The sequence below is a fragment of the Bacillus sp. CR71 genome, from assembly GCF_003429245.1.
Taxonomy (GTDB): domain Bacteria; phylum Bacillota; class Bacilli; order Bacillales; family Bacillaceae_G; genus Bacillus_A; species Bacillus_A thuringiensis_S.
Map to the genome: position 1 here is coordinate 3,902,328 of NZ_CP031748.1, position 18,618 is coordinate 3,920,945.

The window sequence follows — 18,618 nt, forward strand, 5'->3', positions numbered from 1 at the left end:
TTTTCCTACACATTGAGATTGCTTGTTGTATAAGGAAGCCTTTCTTTTTTCCATGCAAGAAATCCTCCCTTTAAATTCACTACTTCCTTTATACCAGCTCTTTGTAAAATACTAGCTGCTATAGCGGAACGTAATCCGGTTCGACATTGCAAAACTATTGGACAATCTTTCGGTATATAATCTAGTTGTTCAAATAGATTACCTAAAGTGATATGTATTGCATCATGAAGGTGTCCTTCCTCCCACTCTTTTTTACTACGCACATCGATAACCTTAACGCTTCCACCTTTTATATGCGGATATAATTCAATCGATGTTTTTTCTTTGTAACTTTCAAATCTATCAAGTCTTTGTATTACTTTTAAGGGTGCAAAAGCAATAATATTATCTAACCCAATAGATTCAAATTCTCTAATAATTGCCTCCACTTTAATCTTTTCCTCATCTAGAATTATTAACGTTTCTGTTTTATAATCTAATAACCATCCACACCAAGTTGTGAAAGAATTGTTATAAGGTATGTTAATTGACTTCTCGATATGACCTGCAGCAAAACTCTCTACATCCCTTATATCAACTATTTGATGAACGCTCTTCAAAATTTCTTGAAGTTCTTCTACTGTATTAATAGCATTACTTTTTCTCTTCTTACGAATTGGCGGACCATACTTATTTAAATTCTTCATTAATGAAAAATACTTTGGAGGCTCTGGCTGTCCCGTCAATAAAGTTGATATAAAATCACTTTCTTCATTACACTGAAATGCCCAATTGAACATCTTTTCATAACCTAATGTAGAAGTTGGAATTGCTCCTAACGCTTTTCCACATGCGCTTCCCGCACCATGTGATGGCCATATTTGCAAATAATCAGGAAGTATTTTTATTTTTTGTATAGAATCAAATAATTGTTTCGCTCCTATTTTTGCAGTATCTTTCATACCGACTGCAGTTTCTAATAAATCCGGTCTTCCTATATCTCCTACAAATATAAAATCACCTGTGAATATCCCTATCGGTTTATCATTCGTATAATTATTTTGACTTGTATCAGTCACTAAAAAAGAAATACTTTCAGGCGTATGCCCTGGGGTGTGAATTACATTAAATTTTATATGACCTACTTTAAACTCTGTGCCCTCTCTAACCAATTTGTATCGACCTTCATTAAGATATTGATATTTCCAATCACAATCTCCTTCATCAGATACATATAAATTTGCATGATAAAGATTGGAAAGTTCTCTAGACCCAGAAAGAAAATCAGCATGAATATGAGTCTCAGCCGCAGCAATTACTTCCATTCCCTCTTTCTTAGCAAATTCTATATATTGTTCTATATAGCGACCTGGATCAATTACAATTGCTACGCCTTCCTTCTGACAACCGACTAAATAGGAAGCATGTGCTAATTTTTCATCATAAAAATATTTTAAAAGCATAGCTATTCCCTCCAAATAGGTATTTCAAATTGCTTTTCAATTTTTATAACCACTTTCTATCTTCCCCTATAGGATCCCTTTCAACATAAAATTCCAATACATATATGGCAACATAAATCTTTTAAGTAAAAACATACTATACCTTTCTTTCGCTTGATTAAACGGAAACGTTTCTTGAGGCTCATGTTTATAGTTAAATTCAGCGAGTATAAGACTTTTATATCCTGTAATAATTGGACAAGATGTATACCCATCATATTTAGCCTGCAAATCTCTTCCACTAAGTACGTCCATAATATTTTGTTTTAAGACAGGTATTTGTTTTCGAATTGCCGCTCCAGTTTTAGAAGTAGGTAAATTAGTACAATCTCCAAGTCCGAAAATATTTTTATACTTTACATGCTGCAAAGTATAAGGGTTTATATCTACCCATCCCTGATAATCACTTATTTCACTCTCTTTAATAAAATTTGGTGGCCCCATTGGTGGAACAACATGTATCATACTATATGGTATGGTTTCTCTTTTCAGCGTTTGCGTATCTTCAAAAATTGCTTCTCTCTTTTCGGCGATAATTTCTACTAAGTTTTTATTATAATTCGTTATAATTTGCTTTCTTTCTAGTACTTGTTCTAAAGTATTTGCATATCGTGGAACCTGAAATATGTCAGTGTTTGCAGAATAAAACATTACTTCACTTCTGTTTCTTACACCACTATTACAAAAATACTCCTCTGCTAAATACATAATTTTTTGTGGAGCACCACCGCATTTAATAGGAGTATTAGGGTGGGTAAAAAGCGCATTTCCTCCTTTAAATTTTTCGATTTCTCTCCAAGTAGAATCAACATATGTATAAGAATAATTGCTACATACCCCATTAGTCCCAATAGATTCTTTTAAGCCCTTAATACCTTCCCAATTTATTTGTATACCAGCTGCTACAATAAGAATTTCATACTCAAGCAGCAGTCCGTCATCTAACAGTATCTTATTTTCATCCGGAAATAACTTAACAACACTTTTAGGGATCCACGTTGCCCCTTTTGGAATAAGCGATTCTTGATCACGCATTGTACTTTCCTTTGAAACAATTCCTCCCCCCACTAAACTCCATAGTGGCTGAAAATAATGTTTTTTTGACGGATCAATAATCGCTATACTTTCTTTCAATAGGGGGATATTTCTTAATAAATGTGCAGTAGAAGATAGTCCTGCAGTCCCAGCACCAACGACAATAATTTTATAACTATCTCTGGTCTTCATTATCCTCTTCCTATCTAAATTTAATTTTTAAATTAACTAATTTGTGGCCGTATTTTCATCGTAGTAAAATTATTATACGTTAAAAACATCACATTTTTATCTTATTAAAATGAAAATTCTGTTAATTTTACCATCAACATTACTTTATGCGTAAATTCCTTATGTTACTTCTTTAATTTGTTTCAAACACTACAAACTTTATATTTTTCAATATTATACTGTATTCTAGCTACATTTAATTACATCACATGCCAATAGACATTGGATTATAAGTCACTTGAAACAAACTACATAGAAACATCCAGTGTCCACATATACAATAATAGGATGGTTTTATATTAATTAATCACTTATATAATTTTTCCTTACAGTTTATCCTTGTCTCAATACTCTCTCAAAGTATCCTTTGTCACTTATAAGAACCGGAATATTCAATTTAGCAACGCGAAAAGTTTGTTTTCAAATATTTTTGTTTATATAAATTTACAAATGAAATTATGGTTATTTAGTTTATATGTATGCAAATCCATCCTGTTGAGCTATTACTCTTTTAAAAACCTCATATGTATTATTTTTATTTAATTTTGTTTACACCCTTAAAAAAAACGAGCATATGATAGTATATACTAATCCGAAAGCCCTATAGTCTACTTTCTAAGAGCACTGATTTGTGTTCTTTTTTTTAATGAAGATTATGTTCAATTTTTGTTACATTATTAAAACTTCCATTTGTTACTCTGAAAAATTCCTCACTTTATAATTCCTATTCACAGTATTTTGACCTTGGAATAGCTAATTACTATATCATAGAATATCTTTTTCATTAAACCTTCTGACCATATTGTATTTATTAAACCTTTGTATTGTAGGATTTAATAGTTATCTCATTGATCATAAAGAGATAAAACCAGAAAGTGATTTCTATTAGTCCAAGCACTTCATGTTACTCCCACATACACTATAAAATGTTTGGACTTTATTACTTCAATTAAAATTTAAAGTTAGGAGGATTTATTATGGCAGATTGTACAGGTTTAGCTTGTTTTCTATTCTCTTCGTGGCCAACGGGAACAGTTGTTACAATTACTACTAGATCAGGTCAAATTATTGGACCTGCTACTTTTTCACTGTTCTTTCCGAATATATGTGCAGTAGTATTGGAAGAAGAAGATGTGATAACCCCTTCATCTACCAATACTACATTCATAAGTTGTGAAGATATAGAAAGTGTTACTTTAACCACTCTTTAAAATGATTCATATTTTTCTAGCTTAATCCATATTTAAGACATTCTAATGAATGTCTTTTTTCATGAAAAATCTAATCAGTATCCCCTGAGATGTAACATTCTATTGACCTATTATTTCAATAAATTGCTTTAATTTAAATTTTTTCTCTTCTAAAGGTTACTTGTCTACACATCGTTCTACAAAACTTCATATGATATAGTATATTGTTTAAAGGAGGAATAAATTTGTTCTTATGCAATTTATTTGGTTGTTCAGGTGGAGTATGTAGTATTTTTAAAAATTTACAGCCAGGCGAAGTCGTTACTGTGACTGGTAAATCTGGGAATATTATTGGACCTGCTATTTTTACAAATTTTAACCCTAATACTTGTATCGTCACATTAGAAGAGGAAAATTCAGTTACTCCTCCTACTACAAGTATTACTAAAATTAGTTGTAAAGAAATAGAAAGTGTTACGTTTATCTCATAATATATTTTAAACCTAAAGCAGGGGTTGAAATATGAAACTCTTATACATTACTTCTGGTTACTCAAAAATTTATCAATATCTAGATCAAAGCATACAAGGAACACTTATAGATCAAAATTTCGAATGGTTAGCGATACAACCGAGTGAATTAATACAACAATTGGATTTCATTACAACAACTTTTCATCCCGATATTGTATTCACCTTATTAGGTAATCATCTACCACAAAAAGCAATTCAATATTTTAAAAAATGGAACATTAAATTAGCTGTCTGGTTAACTGAGGATCCATTTTATATAGATACTTCTCTTCTTCTATTAAATAACTTTGATTTTATATTTACTATTGATAGCGAAGCACTTAAATATTACACAGCTTTAGGATATACCAATGTATATCACTTACCATTAGCAACTAATATAGACGTATTTAAACCTAGTCTAAAAAATATAAAATATAAAAGTGAAGTATTATTCATTGGCTATCCTTATCCAAACCGAGTAAAATTAATACATTTCCTTTTAGAAAATACCCCCTATCACTATACTATTATTGGCCGACATTGGAGAAATAAGTTATTAAAAAAATGGAAAAATCACCGAAGAATTAAAATTATAGAAGAATGGATTCCACCTCAAGAAGTTGCGCTCTATTATAACAACGCTAGTCTTATTTTAAATCCTCATCGTAGTCATCTATTTCCACAAAATAAAAATAAAAATAAAGTAAAAAATAATACTATTAATAATCGTACGTTTGATATTGCCGCTTGCCAAGGCTTTCAAATTATTGAAGAAAAGTCTGATCTTTTATCGTTCTTCAATAAAGATGAAATTATATCCTATAACAGCTTTGAAGACTGTTTAAATAAAGTATCTCTTTATTTGGATGACACGATTTCAAAAAGATTAATGGTTGAAAAAATTCATACAAAAGTGATAACACAGCATACTTTTCATAAGAGAATCCACTTTATAACAACTATTTTACAGTCACAGCTTTATTAAAATAGAAATCCCCTTGTGCATATAGATGCACAAGGGGATTTCTTCAAATTAATCTATAACATATTCTTAACTTTTATTTCACTTGAAACATGTATTTTTTATAATTTTTATGCACCGATAAGATAAGCCCGATCATTATCATATTTGAAAACAGTGAACTTCCTCCATATGATAAAAAAGGAAGTGCAATTCCTTTTACTGGCATTATACCAATATTTTCGAAGATTCGAAGTGTTAGAACACTAATTGCCCCGCACATAGTAATGTACCAAACAGATTCTCTGCTGAATATGCAATTATAGTTACTCGATATATAAGAAGTAACAAGACCAATACAACGAGAGCCGCTATTATAAATCCACCTTCTTCAGCGATGGTAGCAAAAATAAAATCAGTATGCTTTTCAGGAATATATACACTTCCTTGACCAAATCCTTTTCCATGTAATTCGCCACTTCCAACAGCTAAAAGAGATTGTTGCGTTTGATACCCTTGATCTGTATTTTCAGCTGGATTCAGCCAACCTATAATGCGTGATTGTTGGTGAGGTTTTAACCTAGTAACTAATTCTTTAAAGAAAAAATCTGGATATCTTACGTATGTAAATATTAATGTAGATAGTAGAGTTACCGGAATGAATGTACAAAATGCAATTAATTTCTTTTGAATCCCTGATATGAATAAATACAATAGATGCTGCGTATAAGAACACCATCCCTGTATCTGGCTGGCTATATACCAGAGCAATAGGAGGAATTGAGACTAACATAATTTTTCCAACCAACAGGAAATCAGTTTTATATGTCCGAATCATATATTTAGCGTTATGATTCATTACTAAATTTGCGACAAATATAATTAGTGCAATTTTGAAAAACTCCGATGGTTGAATTTGAACAATAACAGGAAATTGAAACCATCTTTTTGCTCCCAATTTAACGGGAGTAAATGTTGATTCTGGTAGTATTTTTAATATAACAATTGATGCAAATCCAATAATATACATTGGACAAGATAAATTTTGCCATTGATCCCACTCAATACTTGCAACTAATATTAACAGTACAAAACCAATTAAATAGTTCCTACCTTGCTGAAATGCAAAGTTTGTGCTTCCATACTGGCCAGTTTGTTAACTACTATTTTATGTTTCATCGTCACATTATAATGAAATAGTCATATATTTTCTTGAATTTTAAAAACCTAATTCACTTTTCAATATCTCATTTCTTCCTTAAAGAGGTCTTTTTATAGATGCTCTTCTTAAGTTTTTCAGCATAAAACTAAACATTCCGTCAATACTAAAGATAGGCGAAAGCCAGAACTCATTTAAACGTCCCTGTAGTTCTTCTCTTTTCTTTATTAAGCAGCTAGCTTTCACTAGCTGCTCTTTTATTTACATATATCATAAGGATTTGAATATATTATGTTTGAAAGTACGCTGTTTTATCAAAAGGTGATCCGGTGACAATTTCTTTTTTATTTCTACAAAATAAATTTTTTACTAGATACCTTTTCGTATAATATATGCAAGCTTGTTAACACTATAAATGTAACTTTAGGTTACATATCTATTACTTTCAGGGCCTAATTTTCTTTTGTGCAACAAGTGTTTAGCTAGCTTCGCTGGCCACTTTGTTGTACCGAATGAACTTTTTATTTCTCAACACCTAACATATGGTATCGATATTCCAATAATGGTAATATGAAGGTACCTTCAGTTGTTAAATATTATGCCCTTTTTAAAGGCCCTGTTTTTAAACAGGGCCTTTAAAATTTATTCTCTACTTAAATAGTATTTTTGTTATAAATCTTTCTATAAACACTCTCATTTCCTCGATATCAAATTAAATCCCATGAAACAGGCGTCCCTTTTTCGATATCCTTATTCGCTTTTTTCCCAATAATTTTGGATATGTGTTTTGGTAATAAGCCATTCCCTGGTCTAATAGCTTTAACATTTTTATTTGTAAAGAATTCTCCCGCTTTTATGTTTTCTACTACATATAATGATCTTCTAAATTTTAAAGAATCTTTTTCTATATCAGTCGGTCCATAATATACATTCCCCAAAGATTCCCATGCTTTTTCAGTTTCGCTTACTAATAATTTAAATTCAGCTGGTTCCATTGAAAATTTAGCGTCAACTCCTCCATCCAACCTCGAGAGCGTTAAATGTTTCTCAATTACTGTGGCCCCAAAGGCAACACTCGCTACAGATACTCCTACACCCAGTGTATGATCAGATAAACCCACCTGACATTTAAATAACTCTTTCATATGAGGTATGGTAACTATATTTGTAGATTTTGGAGACGCAGGATACGTACTCGTACATTTTAATAGAATTAGTTCTTTACACCCTTCTTCTCTCGCAGCCCTTACTGTTTCATCTAGTTCGGCAATTGAAGCCATACCTGTCGAAATAATTATTGGTTTTCCTGTTGCGGCTACTTTACGTATGAGGGGGATATCAGTATTTTCAAAAGATGCAATTTTATAACATGAAACATTTAATGTCTCTAGAAAGTCTACAGCTGTTTCATCAAAAGGCGTACTAAATGGTATCATCCCTAACTCTATACAGCGATCAAAAATTGGTTTATGCCACTCCCATGGTGTATATGCTTCTTTGTATAAATGATAAAGTGATTTGCCTTTCCATAAACTTTTCGTATCGTGAATTGAAAAATCACCATTTTCTATATTTAAAGTCATTGTATCTGGTGTATATGTTTGAATTTTAAATCCTTGTGCCCCGGCCTCCGCAGCTGCCTCTACAATTTTCAACGCTCTATCTAATGATTGATTATGATTTCCTGACATTTCTGCAATAATAAATGGTGGCAAACTATTGCCAATCTCTCTACCTCCGATATATACATTACTCATTTTTTTCACCTTCAAGTTCTATTTTTATAGCTTCTTTTCTTTCCTCCCATTGTTCACGGGACAAGGTCATTGTAATGACATCTATATAATCATTGTCCCTATAAATATAATCTTCATATCTTCCATCTTCTTGGAAACCAAGTTTCTGATGAAAATTTAAACTAATACAGTTTGATTCTATTATTTCTGCATATACTTTGTGTATGTCTTTAATTTCAAAAATAAAATTTAATGCTAATAAACCTAATACAGTTCCGGCACGTCTTACACTTTGTTTTTCACCTATATAAAATCCCCAATAACAAGTTCGATTCATTTCATCTATTTTTGTAAAATTAACAAATCCAATTGGTTTTTCTTTATATATTAATATTCTTGCAACCTTTGTTTCATCCATTACGAGTTTTTCATACCACTTTAAATGTTCGTCTATTGTTATTTGATGATCTTCATACATAACTGAACGTATTTCTTTTGCATTCCGCCAATTTAAAATAAGTTCTAAATCTTTCTTTTCTAACCTTTCCAATTGAAAATCCTCAATATCTAACATACTATCCTCCTAAAATATTTTTTGCTATTTCATTTGAATTACTGGCACACTGTATAGAAAGAGCTTTATTAGACATTTCTTTCACTATTTTAGAATTTGATAAAAGTTTGTTTAGACATTCCATAATTGCTTTATCCGAAACACTTTCAGCTGTACCAATATTCCATGTAGCTCCAACCTTTGCTACAGCCTTGGTTACTTCAATTTGATTTTGTGCAGTTGTAATTGTAATAGAAGGTAATCCAAGAAAGCAGCGTTCCCATGTGGTTGTTCCTCCAGCTCCTATCCCTAAATCCGCTCGTACGAGAAGCTCTTCCATATTTTCTATTTGACAATAATATGAAGCGTTAGAAACACTCTTACAATAAGTTTGAATCTCCTCTTTATGCGGATTTTGGCTTCCTACCACAACATCTATTTTTAAGTTATCTTGATTTATATTTTGTAAGGCTCTTAATGTTTTTAATGTTTCATTTGTTACATCATGCCCACCAAAAAAAATAAAAATCCTCTCAATTTCTCCTGTTCTTTTTCGTGAAAATTTCTTAGCAGCATGAAACTCTGGCCGTAATATAGCATATTTAGGCCCCAATTTTACTAATGAGTGCTCTGGTATTAAATCTTTATAGCGATCATTAGGGTTATCGTATAAATTTTGGTCTAGTAACAAATCACAGTCGTGCATTCGATTTGCAAGATCATCGATTACCATGATTTTCCTTACAGTTTTTCTTAAAGCAGACTCCCACCTATTATCTAATCCATAATGATCAACGATTAACCAATCACACTTGGGAAGTTGCGACAAAATATCATTGGTCTGCTGTGCATCAACAAACCAATGATATTTGAGCCAATTTAAATAACTCCCGTGTTCTGAACTTAAGAAATTTGTATTTTCACCATCTCCATCTAATACAAACACACAAAATCCCTTATTTAAAATATATTGATGTAAATCACCTTCTAGCTTACGACAAATGAAATATACTTGAGCACCTTTATTCCGTAACTCGTGGGCCAGTGTTAAACAACGCATAATATGACCGGTACCTATTTCAATAGATGCGTCGGCGCGAAAGGCAATTTTTTTCTCAAGCAAGATACTCCCTCCTCACTAAAAGCACTACAATTTATTAATTTATAATATCGTTTCTCTATTTAACTCATCTACTAATGATTGTTGATTTGCCCATTTCAATTTTACATGACTATTAATTTCAATAAGTTCAGGGTTTCGAAGGATGTAATCTTTTATTTGATGAAAGAATAAAGGTTTAGATTTTACATTCAGACCTTTATAAAGTTCATTGAACATATCTAAATCCGGTTGTTCATCTAATGTTAACCTCCAAGTAGGGTAACAAAATGGTTGAGGAAGTTTCACTATATTGATACGAAATAAATGTGGATTATTAATAAAATAAAATGGAAGGTATTCTGCATAGGTTAAAGGTTTTGGGGTTTGTAGTAGTCGTTCAATTGCCTCTAATGTAAAAATATCGCCTGCTGTTCCGACAGGTAACGTACTTAACTCTGCCTGTGTATAATCTGCACCACTTTTCAAATGTTCATCTAGTAAAAAATTATTAATTTCTGGTGACACAGCTGGGCAATCTCCTGTAATCCGCATGACAATGTTTGCATTTTCTTGTTTTGCAGCTTGGAACATGCGATCAGCGGTATTTTCTGGATCACCTCTAAAAATCTTAACCTTTCCATCTAAATTAAATTTTTCCAAAGGGTCATCTTGTGCAATATCTGAAGTAGCAAGTATGACCTGATGTTTTCCTGGAATAGCTAATGTATTTATAAGACATCGTTCAATGGAAGAAACTCCGTGTATTGGCAATATGGCTTTTAAAGGTAACCTAGTAGATTTTAAGCGGCAAAGTACAATTATTACTACCTTAGGAGGTTCAATAACCTCTTTTGTTAATGGGGTACCTGCAGACAAATTATATACAGCTACCTGAGGTAATAATTCCTCTGCTTCAAGCTTGTTCAGCGCATTTTCTACAACATTTAACTCCATTGTTACTTTATTAGCTGTAATAATCTCTCCTTTTTTAATGTCAACTTTTGTAACTGCTCTTAACAATTTCTGATTTTGCAATTTTATTAACCCCCCTTTCATTTAATTTTTAGCAACACTATAAAACAAAAGAACTTTTCTCACAGCTTGTATTACATCCCACACATCAGCTTCTGTCATTTTAGGAAATAGAGGCAGCGTAATAATTTCCTCATATACGTTTTCTGCTTGCGGACAAATACCTTTTTCATAACCTAATTTTTGATAAAACGGTTGTAAATGTACGGGTATATAGTGCACATTCACACCGATATTTTCTCTTTGTAACGCTTCGTAAAATTCTTTTCGATTACATTTTAATAACTTAGTATTTAAACGAATAATATAAAGGTGCCAGCTCGAACTGGTTTGAGGCAATTGCTTTGGTATGATGATTTCAGATAAACAACTAAATTCTTTACTATAGATGTCTACATATTTCTTTCGAATCTTAATAAAAGAGTCTAATTTACTTAACTGTGATAAACCAAGAGCAGCTTGTATATCCGTAATTCTATAGTTGTAACCTAAGAATTGCATTTCATAATACCAAGGTCCATGATTTTCAAGAAGTTTTTTGGGGTTCCTTTCAATTCCATGTGTACGGAATTGAACAAGTTTTTCATAAAAAAGAGGATTATTTGTGGTAATTACTCCGCCCTCTCCGGTAGTAATATGTTTCACCGGATGAAAGCTAAACATTGTCATATCACCAATTGAACCAATCTTTTTATTTTTATAAGTGGCTCCTAATGCGTGGGCTGCATCTTCAATGATAATCAAATTATTTTTTTTTGCTATTTTTTGTATTGCTTCTAACTCTACAGGCTGTCCAGTAAAGTGTACGGGAATAATGGCTTTTGTTTTGTTTGTAATCTTTTCCTCTATAGATTTAGGACTAATGTTATATGTTTCATTGTCAATATCGGCGAATACCGGCTTTGCACCCTGGTATAAGATACAATTTGCACTTGCTACAAATGTCATTGGAGTTGTAATTACTTCATCTCCCTCAGTTATGCCAGCTGCATAGCAGGCAGCATGCAATGCAGCTGTACCATTTGAAAAGGAAACAGCGTATTTTGCTCCCACATATTTCGCTATAGCCTCCTCAAATTGTTGAACCATAGGTCCTGTTGTTAAAAAATCCCCTTTTAATACGTCTACAACAGCCTGAATGTCATATTCATCAATTTGTTGCTGACCATATGGTAAATAAGTTTTTCTAACAGGCTTTCCTCCATGAATACCGAGAATCCCCCTTACCATTACTCTTTCTCCTTAGGGTTAATTTTTAAAGATTTAATCCACTCTTCTGTTTTAATAACTCCATCTTCTAAAGAAACTTTCGGTTCCCAGTTTAATATTGTTTTTGCTTTTTCATAGTTACATAATAATTTTTGGATTTCACTTTGCGGATGGATATGAGTTACATGTTGAATACTTACTTTATTTCCCGAAATCAATTCTGCTAATTTATTAATGGATATATCTTGTCCTGTTCCAGCGTTGATAATATGACCATTTGCTTTTACAGAGTATCCTGCTGCCACAACAAAATCTGCACAATCTTCAACGTATAAAAGGTCTCTCGTTTGTTTTCCATCCCCATATATATTCAATGGTACATTATCTAATTTATTATTTATAAAAATGGCAACAACCCCACCTTCCCCACCTGTTTTCTGGAATGGACCATACGTATTAAATGGACGAATAACCACTACAGGTAGCTTATAAGCATAATAGTAAGATAAAACCATGTTTTCAGCAGCAATTTTTGATCCAGCATATGGAGAAGCTGGTTTAATCGGGTCTAATTCTGATATTCCTTGTATATTAGTAGCTTTATCATATACCATACAAGTACTCATAAAGACCATTTTGACGTCATACTTAAGACATTGTTCTAACAAATTAAAAGTACCTATTGTATCATTTTCAAAAGTTGATCTAGCATCATCTATACTATCTTGAACATTGATACTCGCTGCTAAATGATAACAAAGATCAAATGAATTATTTTTAAATAATTCAGCAACTAATTTTTTATCTTTAATATCTCCTTGAATGCATTGCTTTAAATTTAGATCGTGTGCAAACTCGGTGATATTTGCAGTAGTTGAATTTGCTAAGTTGTCTAATATCCATACTTCATGCTTATCCTGCAATAATCTCTTTACAACCCACCTACCAATAAAACCTGCACCACCAGTTACTAATATTTTCATAGTTTCTCCCCTCCTGTTAATAGTTGCTGGTTTAATATTAAATTTCTAAGCTCTTCTTTTGAAATCGCATTTTGATGATCAGAACGGTAAAACCCAACCTTCGCCCTTTTTGCATTTTCATATTGAGTTCCCTTTTTTAAGGGGCTAGGAATGATAAACATATCTGGTAATTCAAAAGCCTGTAAAGATTCATCATGCGTCATAAGTTCTTCATACATTTTTTCACCAGGTTTTAACCCAATTTCTTCAATTTTTATATTCTCCTTGGGCAACCCATATAACTTTGTAACTTCTTCTATCATCACTTCACTTAAATCTTTTAATAAAATAACTGGCATTTTTAATATAAAAGTTTCACCACCCTTTGCTATTTTCATTGCTTCAATTGTTAACATAGTTGCTTGGTTCAGTGTCATCATAAATCTACTCATACTAAGATCCGTTACAGTTATTTTTTGGTTTTCTTTAATTTGATTTTCAAATAAAGGAATGACAGAGCCTCTTGATCCCATCACATTTCCGAAGCGAACACTTGTAAATGTCGTTTCACTTGAACCTTTTGAATATTCCGCTGACGTAATCAATCTTTCAGCAGTCAATTTTGTTGCACCGTAATTATTTGTTGGTGAAATCGCTTTATCAGAACTTGTAAAAACTACCTTTTTTACTTTCTGAGCAATTGCTGCTTTTATTACATTTTGTGTTCCAAAAATATTGGTCAAAACTGCTTCAAACGGATTATATTCACAAAACGAAACATGCTTCATCGCGGCCACATGAAATACATAATCAATATTTTCCATCGCACTAAATACTCGATCATAATTACGAATATCCCCAATTAAATAACGAATATTTCGATTTTTATCCCTAAATTCTTCTTGTAATAAAAATTGATTGTATTCACTTCTACTAAAAACTCTTACCACTTTTGGCTTTTCCTGTAGAACATTAGAAAGAATGCTTTTTCCAATTGTTCCTGTTCCACCAATAATTAAAACATTTTTATCTTTAAAAAACATGAAAATATATACCTCCTCATATTAAAAAATAATTTTAGCAAAAAAACTCTCTTCAACTTGTTTGTAATTCCATAGGCAATCCATTTGTTGAGAGATAAACTAGTTTGCCGGATATAGAAACATACGTTTCTATTGCAAGTTTAAAATACATATTAATCATTGAAAACTGAGGATATAATCTTTTACTTCAAATATTTATAAATGGTGACGATTTTAATCTTTTTCAATTTGAATTAAATTTATTAATCTTTTTGTGCATGCTTCTTGCGGATAGTTTTCATTAATAAATTTTCTTCTTAATTCTTTTGCTAAATTTGATTGTAAAGGATTATTTAGAACCTTTTTAATCGTGCTAGTCATATCCTCCATAGAATGATTTACAAGCCAATCTAATGTATCGTAATATTTATAATCCCTTTCCTCTAATAAAGATTTATAAACAACTACAGGTATATCTAATAACATTGCCTCTAATCCCACTGTTGAATTTGAGATAACCACAAGATTTGCATGTAAAATAACATCATATATGTTTATTTCATTTGTTATATATTTAACATTAGGATATAAGTTACTTAACTTAATATATTCTCCCACTAAATTACGCCCTTTTTCCCAAGGATGTGGTTTTATAATAACCGTAATATTTTTGTCTTCCACTAACTTTTCTGTCAATTCAGTATAAAATGAAGTTTTAAATGGCTGGGTTGCAATAAAAACCACTTTTGTAGAGGGGTCTATTTTTAATTTATTAAAAAGATTCTTTTTATCCATATATACTCTATCAAAGATCTCATCATATCTGGGGTGCCCTAGTATTTCGATTTGAGATTCACTGACCCCTTTTTGAAGGTACCAATCTTCTTCATATTTCCCATATACGACCTGTTTTGTTGCGAAAACCGGAAAGTATGCTTCTTCCCCCATTACTGCACCATGCTGCAGACAATAACTCGGTATACCCTCACTACTAGAAAGAAAAGTAAGAGCTCTACTTGTTATATCTTCCGTAGTACCGACAATCACACCAGAAATATCTTGTTCTTTAAAAATAAAATGAGCCATATTAAGTTTCTCAATCATGATAGGAAGGTCGCTTAGTAATTTTTTTTGAAAAAAGAGGTTTGAAAATAGTGGGTGCTTATTAAACTTTAAAAAGATTTCTTTAGCTTTTTCTATAAAAACATGTGCGGTATTAGCAGATTTATTTATATAATCTGGTGCACAAACTGTAGGAAGACCATAGAGTTCGGTCTTTTTTGATCTAGTTAATATCTTTGTTTGATTTGGATTAAAGTGAGTAAAGTTACTTACTGAAAAACGGAGATAATCTGAATTTAGGAGGATTGCTCCATTTTGGTTTTTTCTTTTTATTTTTGATTGAAATACAGACATTATTTTTTCAAACTCTAACTGTAACTGTGTTTCTGCTATTGGCTCAATTGACAATTGCTTGTAAAAATTATTATCTTTCATTTTATTTTTTATATCTTCATCTAAATATTGATAAAAATTACTCAGTAATGGTAAAGGAATATTATAATGCTTTAACCTTGAAAAAATATTTATATACTCTAAATTTAATAGCCAGTAATTTTTCAAATAAATGTCACTCAATTTTTCACCCTCTTTTTCTTCTTAAGTCTTCCCTTAATTCTTTGCATGTTCTTTGTGGTGGTAATAATTGCACAAATTCATTTTTTTCTTCTGCAAATAACTGCGCATGTATTGAATGGGGAGTAATATAATTGATATCTAAAATTTCATCTAAGGGATAAAAATCCCAATAGTGATTTAATCTCCAAAAGAAGCGTGCATCTCCTATCCGGTAAAACTGAGGATCTTCATCCCAATAAGAATTCCACCTTTTTTCAAGAATTGGTAAAACAGATGCTCTATGCATAATAGAACAATGATCAATTGTACATGGAGCATTATTCGTAATTTTTTTTGCAGGTCTCTCAACCGTTTTAATAGGCATCTCTGTTTCATCTATATGAATCGTTTTTGATGCAGAATAAATAATTTGAACATCTTTATTCTCATCAAGATAACTAGACATCTTTTTAAGACGTTCTTCTTCATATTGATTATCATCTGTAATATAAGTTATATATTCTCCTTTAGCATGCTTAAGTGCCTCATTAATTAAAGCGGCATATCTTACTTTTTTTGTCCTTTCAGAAATATGAGCTACATTACTTTTATAAAAATGTACATTTTCATTATTTATGAATGGTTGAATCACCTTCTGGGTCATTTCATCTGAATCATCATCCATTATAAAAAGCTCGAAATCTTGAAAGGTTTGGTTTAATACACTTAATATAGATTTTTCAACAAACGCAGGCTTATTGTAACTTGTCATTATAACTGAAATTTTAGGCAAATCTCTCTCTCCTCCTTATCAATAAATACAAAAACAGTTACGTTATTATATAAATAGAAAGGACAAACCGTTCCGATAATTTAAAAAAAGGTTTCTTTATCTATAAAAAATTAATAGCAGTATTTATATTCACCCATGTCTCTTTTTTCTCCACTATAGTCCATACCATATCTATGAAAAAGTCATAAATTATTTAAGTATAAAAAAGAAAGTGTCGATAAAGCTTTAATTATTAGATTTCACTAGAAAAACACATTCAATATTCTCAATAGAGGTGAAGACTTTGCAACCCCAAATATCAATTATCCTTACTAGTTATAATAAGCCATCATTAATTAATCAAGTTATTGAAAGTGTTCTAATGCAAACTTATAAAGAATGGGAACTTTTTATTATGGATGATAACTCCTGTCCAGAAACTATAAATGTCATAAAAAATTATCTAGAGGATCCTCGAATTACTTATACGAATAGTTTTATACAAGATGATGAACGATATAAAACTACAAGATATGCAACACTTATCAATGAGGCACTACCATTAACTTGTGGGGATTATATTTGCTATTTAACAGATGATACTATATACCTTCCAAACAGATTAGCTGAAATGTTGTCTTTCTTAGAAAAACATCCTGAAATTGATGTAGTCTACTCTTCCCAATACGTAAAATATGTTGATTATAACCTACAACCTACAAATGAATTTGTGAGAGAAGCTTCGGAAATTTTATATACAGCTGCTAATGTTGTAGATCATTGTTCAATTATGCATACTAGAAGAATATTATTAAAAGTCTATGAAAAGTACTGTGGATATTGGGATACAAATCCTTTATATTGGTTTGCTGGAGATGCAATGTTTTGGAAACGCCTAAATACATTTCAACCTTTTTATCCCATTAACAAAGTGCTCGATATTACTTTTAAAACACCATTCTCTTTCCAAAACCTATATGCTAACCTCCCTTCAAAAGATTTAAATGGTATTTTATTTAGTAATTCACAAGGTAAAGTATTTTTAATTGATAACTTTAAACGCAGGCTTATTTCGAAAGATATGCTTTCTTACTTCAAATATAATCAAAATGAAATTGTCTTAATTCCCGATCCATTTATCTACAAATATACAGAAGGGCCCCCCATAACCCTTACAGAGTCAATTCCAAATCTACGGGTTGTGCAAAGTGAAAAAGGAGAGTTATTTTATATAGAAAATAATCAAAAACGTCCATTTATTGACACCATTGCATTTCGCAAATTTAAATTTTCAGTTCAAGAAATTATTAAAGTTTCACAACGTAGTTTAAATCAATTTTCAGATGGACCACCTATTTATCCAAATTTATCTCGTCACGCGGTTTTACCAGAAGGAAAAGTATTTATCTACCATCACAATTATTTCATCATGACAGATTATATGCTTCATCCCATAGATAAAGATGTATTGCAAAAACTATATTTATTAAAGAACTGTATACCGATTTCAAAGACCAATTTATCCTACTTTAAGATGGGCCCTCCTATTTCAACATACCCCTCTTACCTAGCTGAAAAATACTTAGAATAGTACCAAGAAAGAGTATTATCAATAAAACAATAGAAGAAGGTTCTGAACTAAGTACTATGCTTGCCTATAGTATTGAATTAAACGAACTGTTAGAAAATGAACTAAATAAAAGTCCATATTGTTCTACTAGCATCTCCTAATAGGGTGATAGAATTTATTTAGATGATCAAAGATTCTTCTTAACTTGTAAAATAAATTATCATAAAAAGAGGACGCAAATAAAAATGCGTCCTCTTTTTATATCAAATCAAACTAATCCATTAAAATCCTTTTCATGAATCCGAATAAGTAATGTTTTTAAGAAAAACAAGATCTAACATCTTAGCTGTTACACTAAATAGATTTACATAATTCACAACTATGACAAGTATTACATATCGCTTAAGTTTCGTTACCTTTTTCTGTATATAATGATAAAAAAATTGTGAACTTTTATCGCATTATGCAAGA

16 protein-coding genes and 1 pseudogene are annotated in these 18,618 nt (G+C 31.3%); 4 read left to right on the forward strand and 13 right to left on the reverse strand.

The window, feature by feature from the left end; genetic code table 11:
* Positions 1 to 5: 5 nt before the first annotated feature.
* Positions 6 to 1,442, reverse strand: coding sequence for an MBL fold metallo-hydrolase (locus tag DOS87_RS19595; protein ID WP_000925300.1), 1,437 nt, complete (start codon positions 1,440 to 1,442; stop codon positions 6 to 8).
* A gap of 66 nt (positions 1,443 to 1,508) precedes the next feature.
* Complete coding sequence (locus tag DOS87_RS19600) at positions 1,509 to 2,708, reverse strand: FAD/NAD(P)-binding oxidoreductase (protein ID WP_000857326.1); 1,200 nt, start codon at positions 2,706 to 2,708, stop codon at positions 1,509 to 1,511.
* Between the two features lie 1,016 nt (positions 2,709 to 3,724).
* Here DOS87_RS19600 and DOS87_RS19605 point away from each other — a divergent pair.
* The 3 genes from DOS87_RS19605 (at position 3,725) to DOS87_RS19615 (ending at position 5,437) form a co-directional block, all read left to right on the forward strand.
* Positions 3,725 to 3,958, forward strand: coding sequence for a hypothetical protein (locus DOS87_RS19605; RefSeq protein WP_000752669.1), 234 nt, complete (start codon positions 3,725 to 3,727; stop codon positions 3,956 to 3,958).
* A 224-nt stretch (positions 3,959 to 4,182) separates the two neighbouring features.
* Positions 4,183 to 4,428, forward strand: coding sequence for a hypothetical protein (locus DOS87_RS19610; RefSeq protein ID WP_000477970.1), 246 nt, complete (start codon positions 4,183 to 4,185; stop codon positions 4,426 to 4,428).
* A gap of 31 nt (positions 4,429 to 4,459) precedes the next feature.
* Positions 4,460 to 5,437 carry a CgeB family protein gene (locus tag DOS87_RS19615; protein WP_000772272.1) on the forward strand — a complete coding sequence of 326 codons (978 nt, stop codon included), beginning with the start codon at positions 4,460 to 4,462 and terminating at the stop codon, positions 5,435 to 5,437.
* Positions 5,438 to 5,510: 73 nt separating this feature from the next.
* Here DOS87_RS19615 and DOS87_RS30655 read toward each other — a convergent pair whose 3' ends face one another.
* From DOS87_RS30655 to DOS87_RS19665, 11 genes and pseudogenes are all read right to left on the reverse strand, one after another.
* Positions 5,511 to 5,696 (reverse strand): FtsW/RodA/SpoVE family cell cycle protein, encoded by a 186-nt coding sequence (locus DOS87_RS30655; protein WP_367399326.1) that lies wholly within the window; start codon positions 5,694 to 5,696, stop codon positions 5,511 to 5,513.
* A pseudogene (locus DOS87_RS19620) lies at positions 5,672 to 6,512 on the reverse strand (FtsW/RodA/SpoVE family cell cycle protein). Before DOS87_RS19620 ends, DOS87_RS30655 begins: the two are co-directional and overlap by 25 nt.
* 767 nt (positions 6,513 to 7,279) lie before the next feature.
* On the reverse strand, positions 7,280 to 8,329 hold the full coding sequence (gene pseI, locus DOS87_RS19625) for a pseudaminic acid synthase (RefSeq protein WP_000073382.1): 1,050 nt from the start codon (positions 8,327 to 8,329) through the stop codon (positions 7,280 to 7,282).
* The gene (pseH, locus tag DOS87_RS19630) at positions 8,322 to 8,882 is read right to left on the reverse strand and encodes a UDP-4-amino-4,6-dideoxy-N-acetyl-beta-L-altrosamine N-acetyltransferase (RefSeq protein ID WP_000884084.1); all 561 of its coding nucleotides are present in this window, start codon (positions 8,880 to 8,882) and stop codon (positions 8,322 to 8,324) included. Before pseH ends, pseI begins: the two co-directional genes overlap by 8 nt.
* Position 8,883: 1 nt before the next feature.
* Positions 8,884 to 9,984, reverse strand: a complete 1,101-nt coding sequence (gene pseG, locus DOS87_RS19635; RefSeq protein WP_000890380.1) for a UDP-2,4-diacetamido-2,4,6-trideoxy-beta-L-altropyranose hydrolase — start codon at positions 9,982 to 9,984, stop codon at positions 8,884 to 8,886.
* Positions 9,985 to 10,023: 39 nt separating this feature from the next.
* Positions 10,024 to 11,019: a cytidylyltransferase domain-containing protein gene (locus DOS87_RS19640; protein WP_043311326.1), complete on the reverse strand. Its 996-nt coding sequence runs from the start codon at positions 11,017 to 11,019 to the stop codon at positions 10,024 to 10,026.
* A complete protein-coding gene (gene pseC, locus DOS87_RS19645; protein ID WP_000251478.1) occupies positions 11,020 to 12,225 on the reverse strand; it encodes a UDP-4-amino-4,6-dideoxy-N-acetyl-beta-L-altrosamine transaminase in 1,206 nt (401 codons plus the stop codon).
* On the reverse strand, positions 12,225 to 13,187 hold the full coding sequence (locus DOS87_RS19650; protein WP_000699375.1) for a dTDP-glucose 4,6-dehydratase: 963 nt from the start codon (positions 13,185 to 13,187) through the stop codon (positions 12,225 to 12,227). Before DOS87_RS19650 ends, pseC begins: the two co-directional genes overlap by 1 nt.
* Positions 13,184 to 14,209, reverse strand: a complete 1,026-nt coding sequence (locus tag DOS87_RS19655; RefSeq protein ID WP_000465153.1) for an SDR family NAD(P)-dependent oxidoreductase — start codon at positions 14,207 to 14,209, stop codon at positions 13,184 to 13,186. The genes DOS87_RS19650 and DOS87_RS19655 overlap by 4 nt, the downstream gene beginning before the upstream one ends.
* Before the next feature lie 213 nt (positions 14,210 to 14,422).
* The gene (locus DOS87_RS19660; RefSeq protein WP_001280558.1) at positions 14,423 to 15,826 is read right to left on the reverse strand and encodes a CDP-glycerol glycerophosphotransferase family protein; all 1,404 of its coding nucleotides are present in this window, start codon (positions 15,824 to 15,826) and stop codon (positions 14,423 to 14,425) included.
* Between the two features lie 4 nt (positions 15,827 to 15,830).
* Positions 15,831 to 16,598 carry a glycosyltransferase family 2 protein gene (locus DOS87_RS19665; RefSeq protein ID WP_001124407.1) on the reverse strand — a complete coding sequence of 256 codons (768 nt, stop codon included), beginning with the start codon at positions 16,596 to 16,598 and terminating at the stop codon, positions 15,831 to 15,833.
* Between the two features lie 283 nt (positions 16,599 to 16,881).
* Between DOS87_RS19665 and DOS87_RS19670 the strand changes: the two genes are divergently transcribed.
* Entirely contained in the window at positions 16,882 to 18,168 is a 1,287-nt protein-coding gene (locus tag DOS87_RS19670; RefSeq protein ID WP_098578617.1) for a glycosyltransferase family 2 protein, read from the forward strand.
* The last annotated feature ends 450 nt before the right edge of the window (positions 18,169 to 18,618 follow it).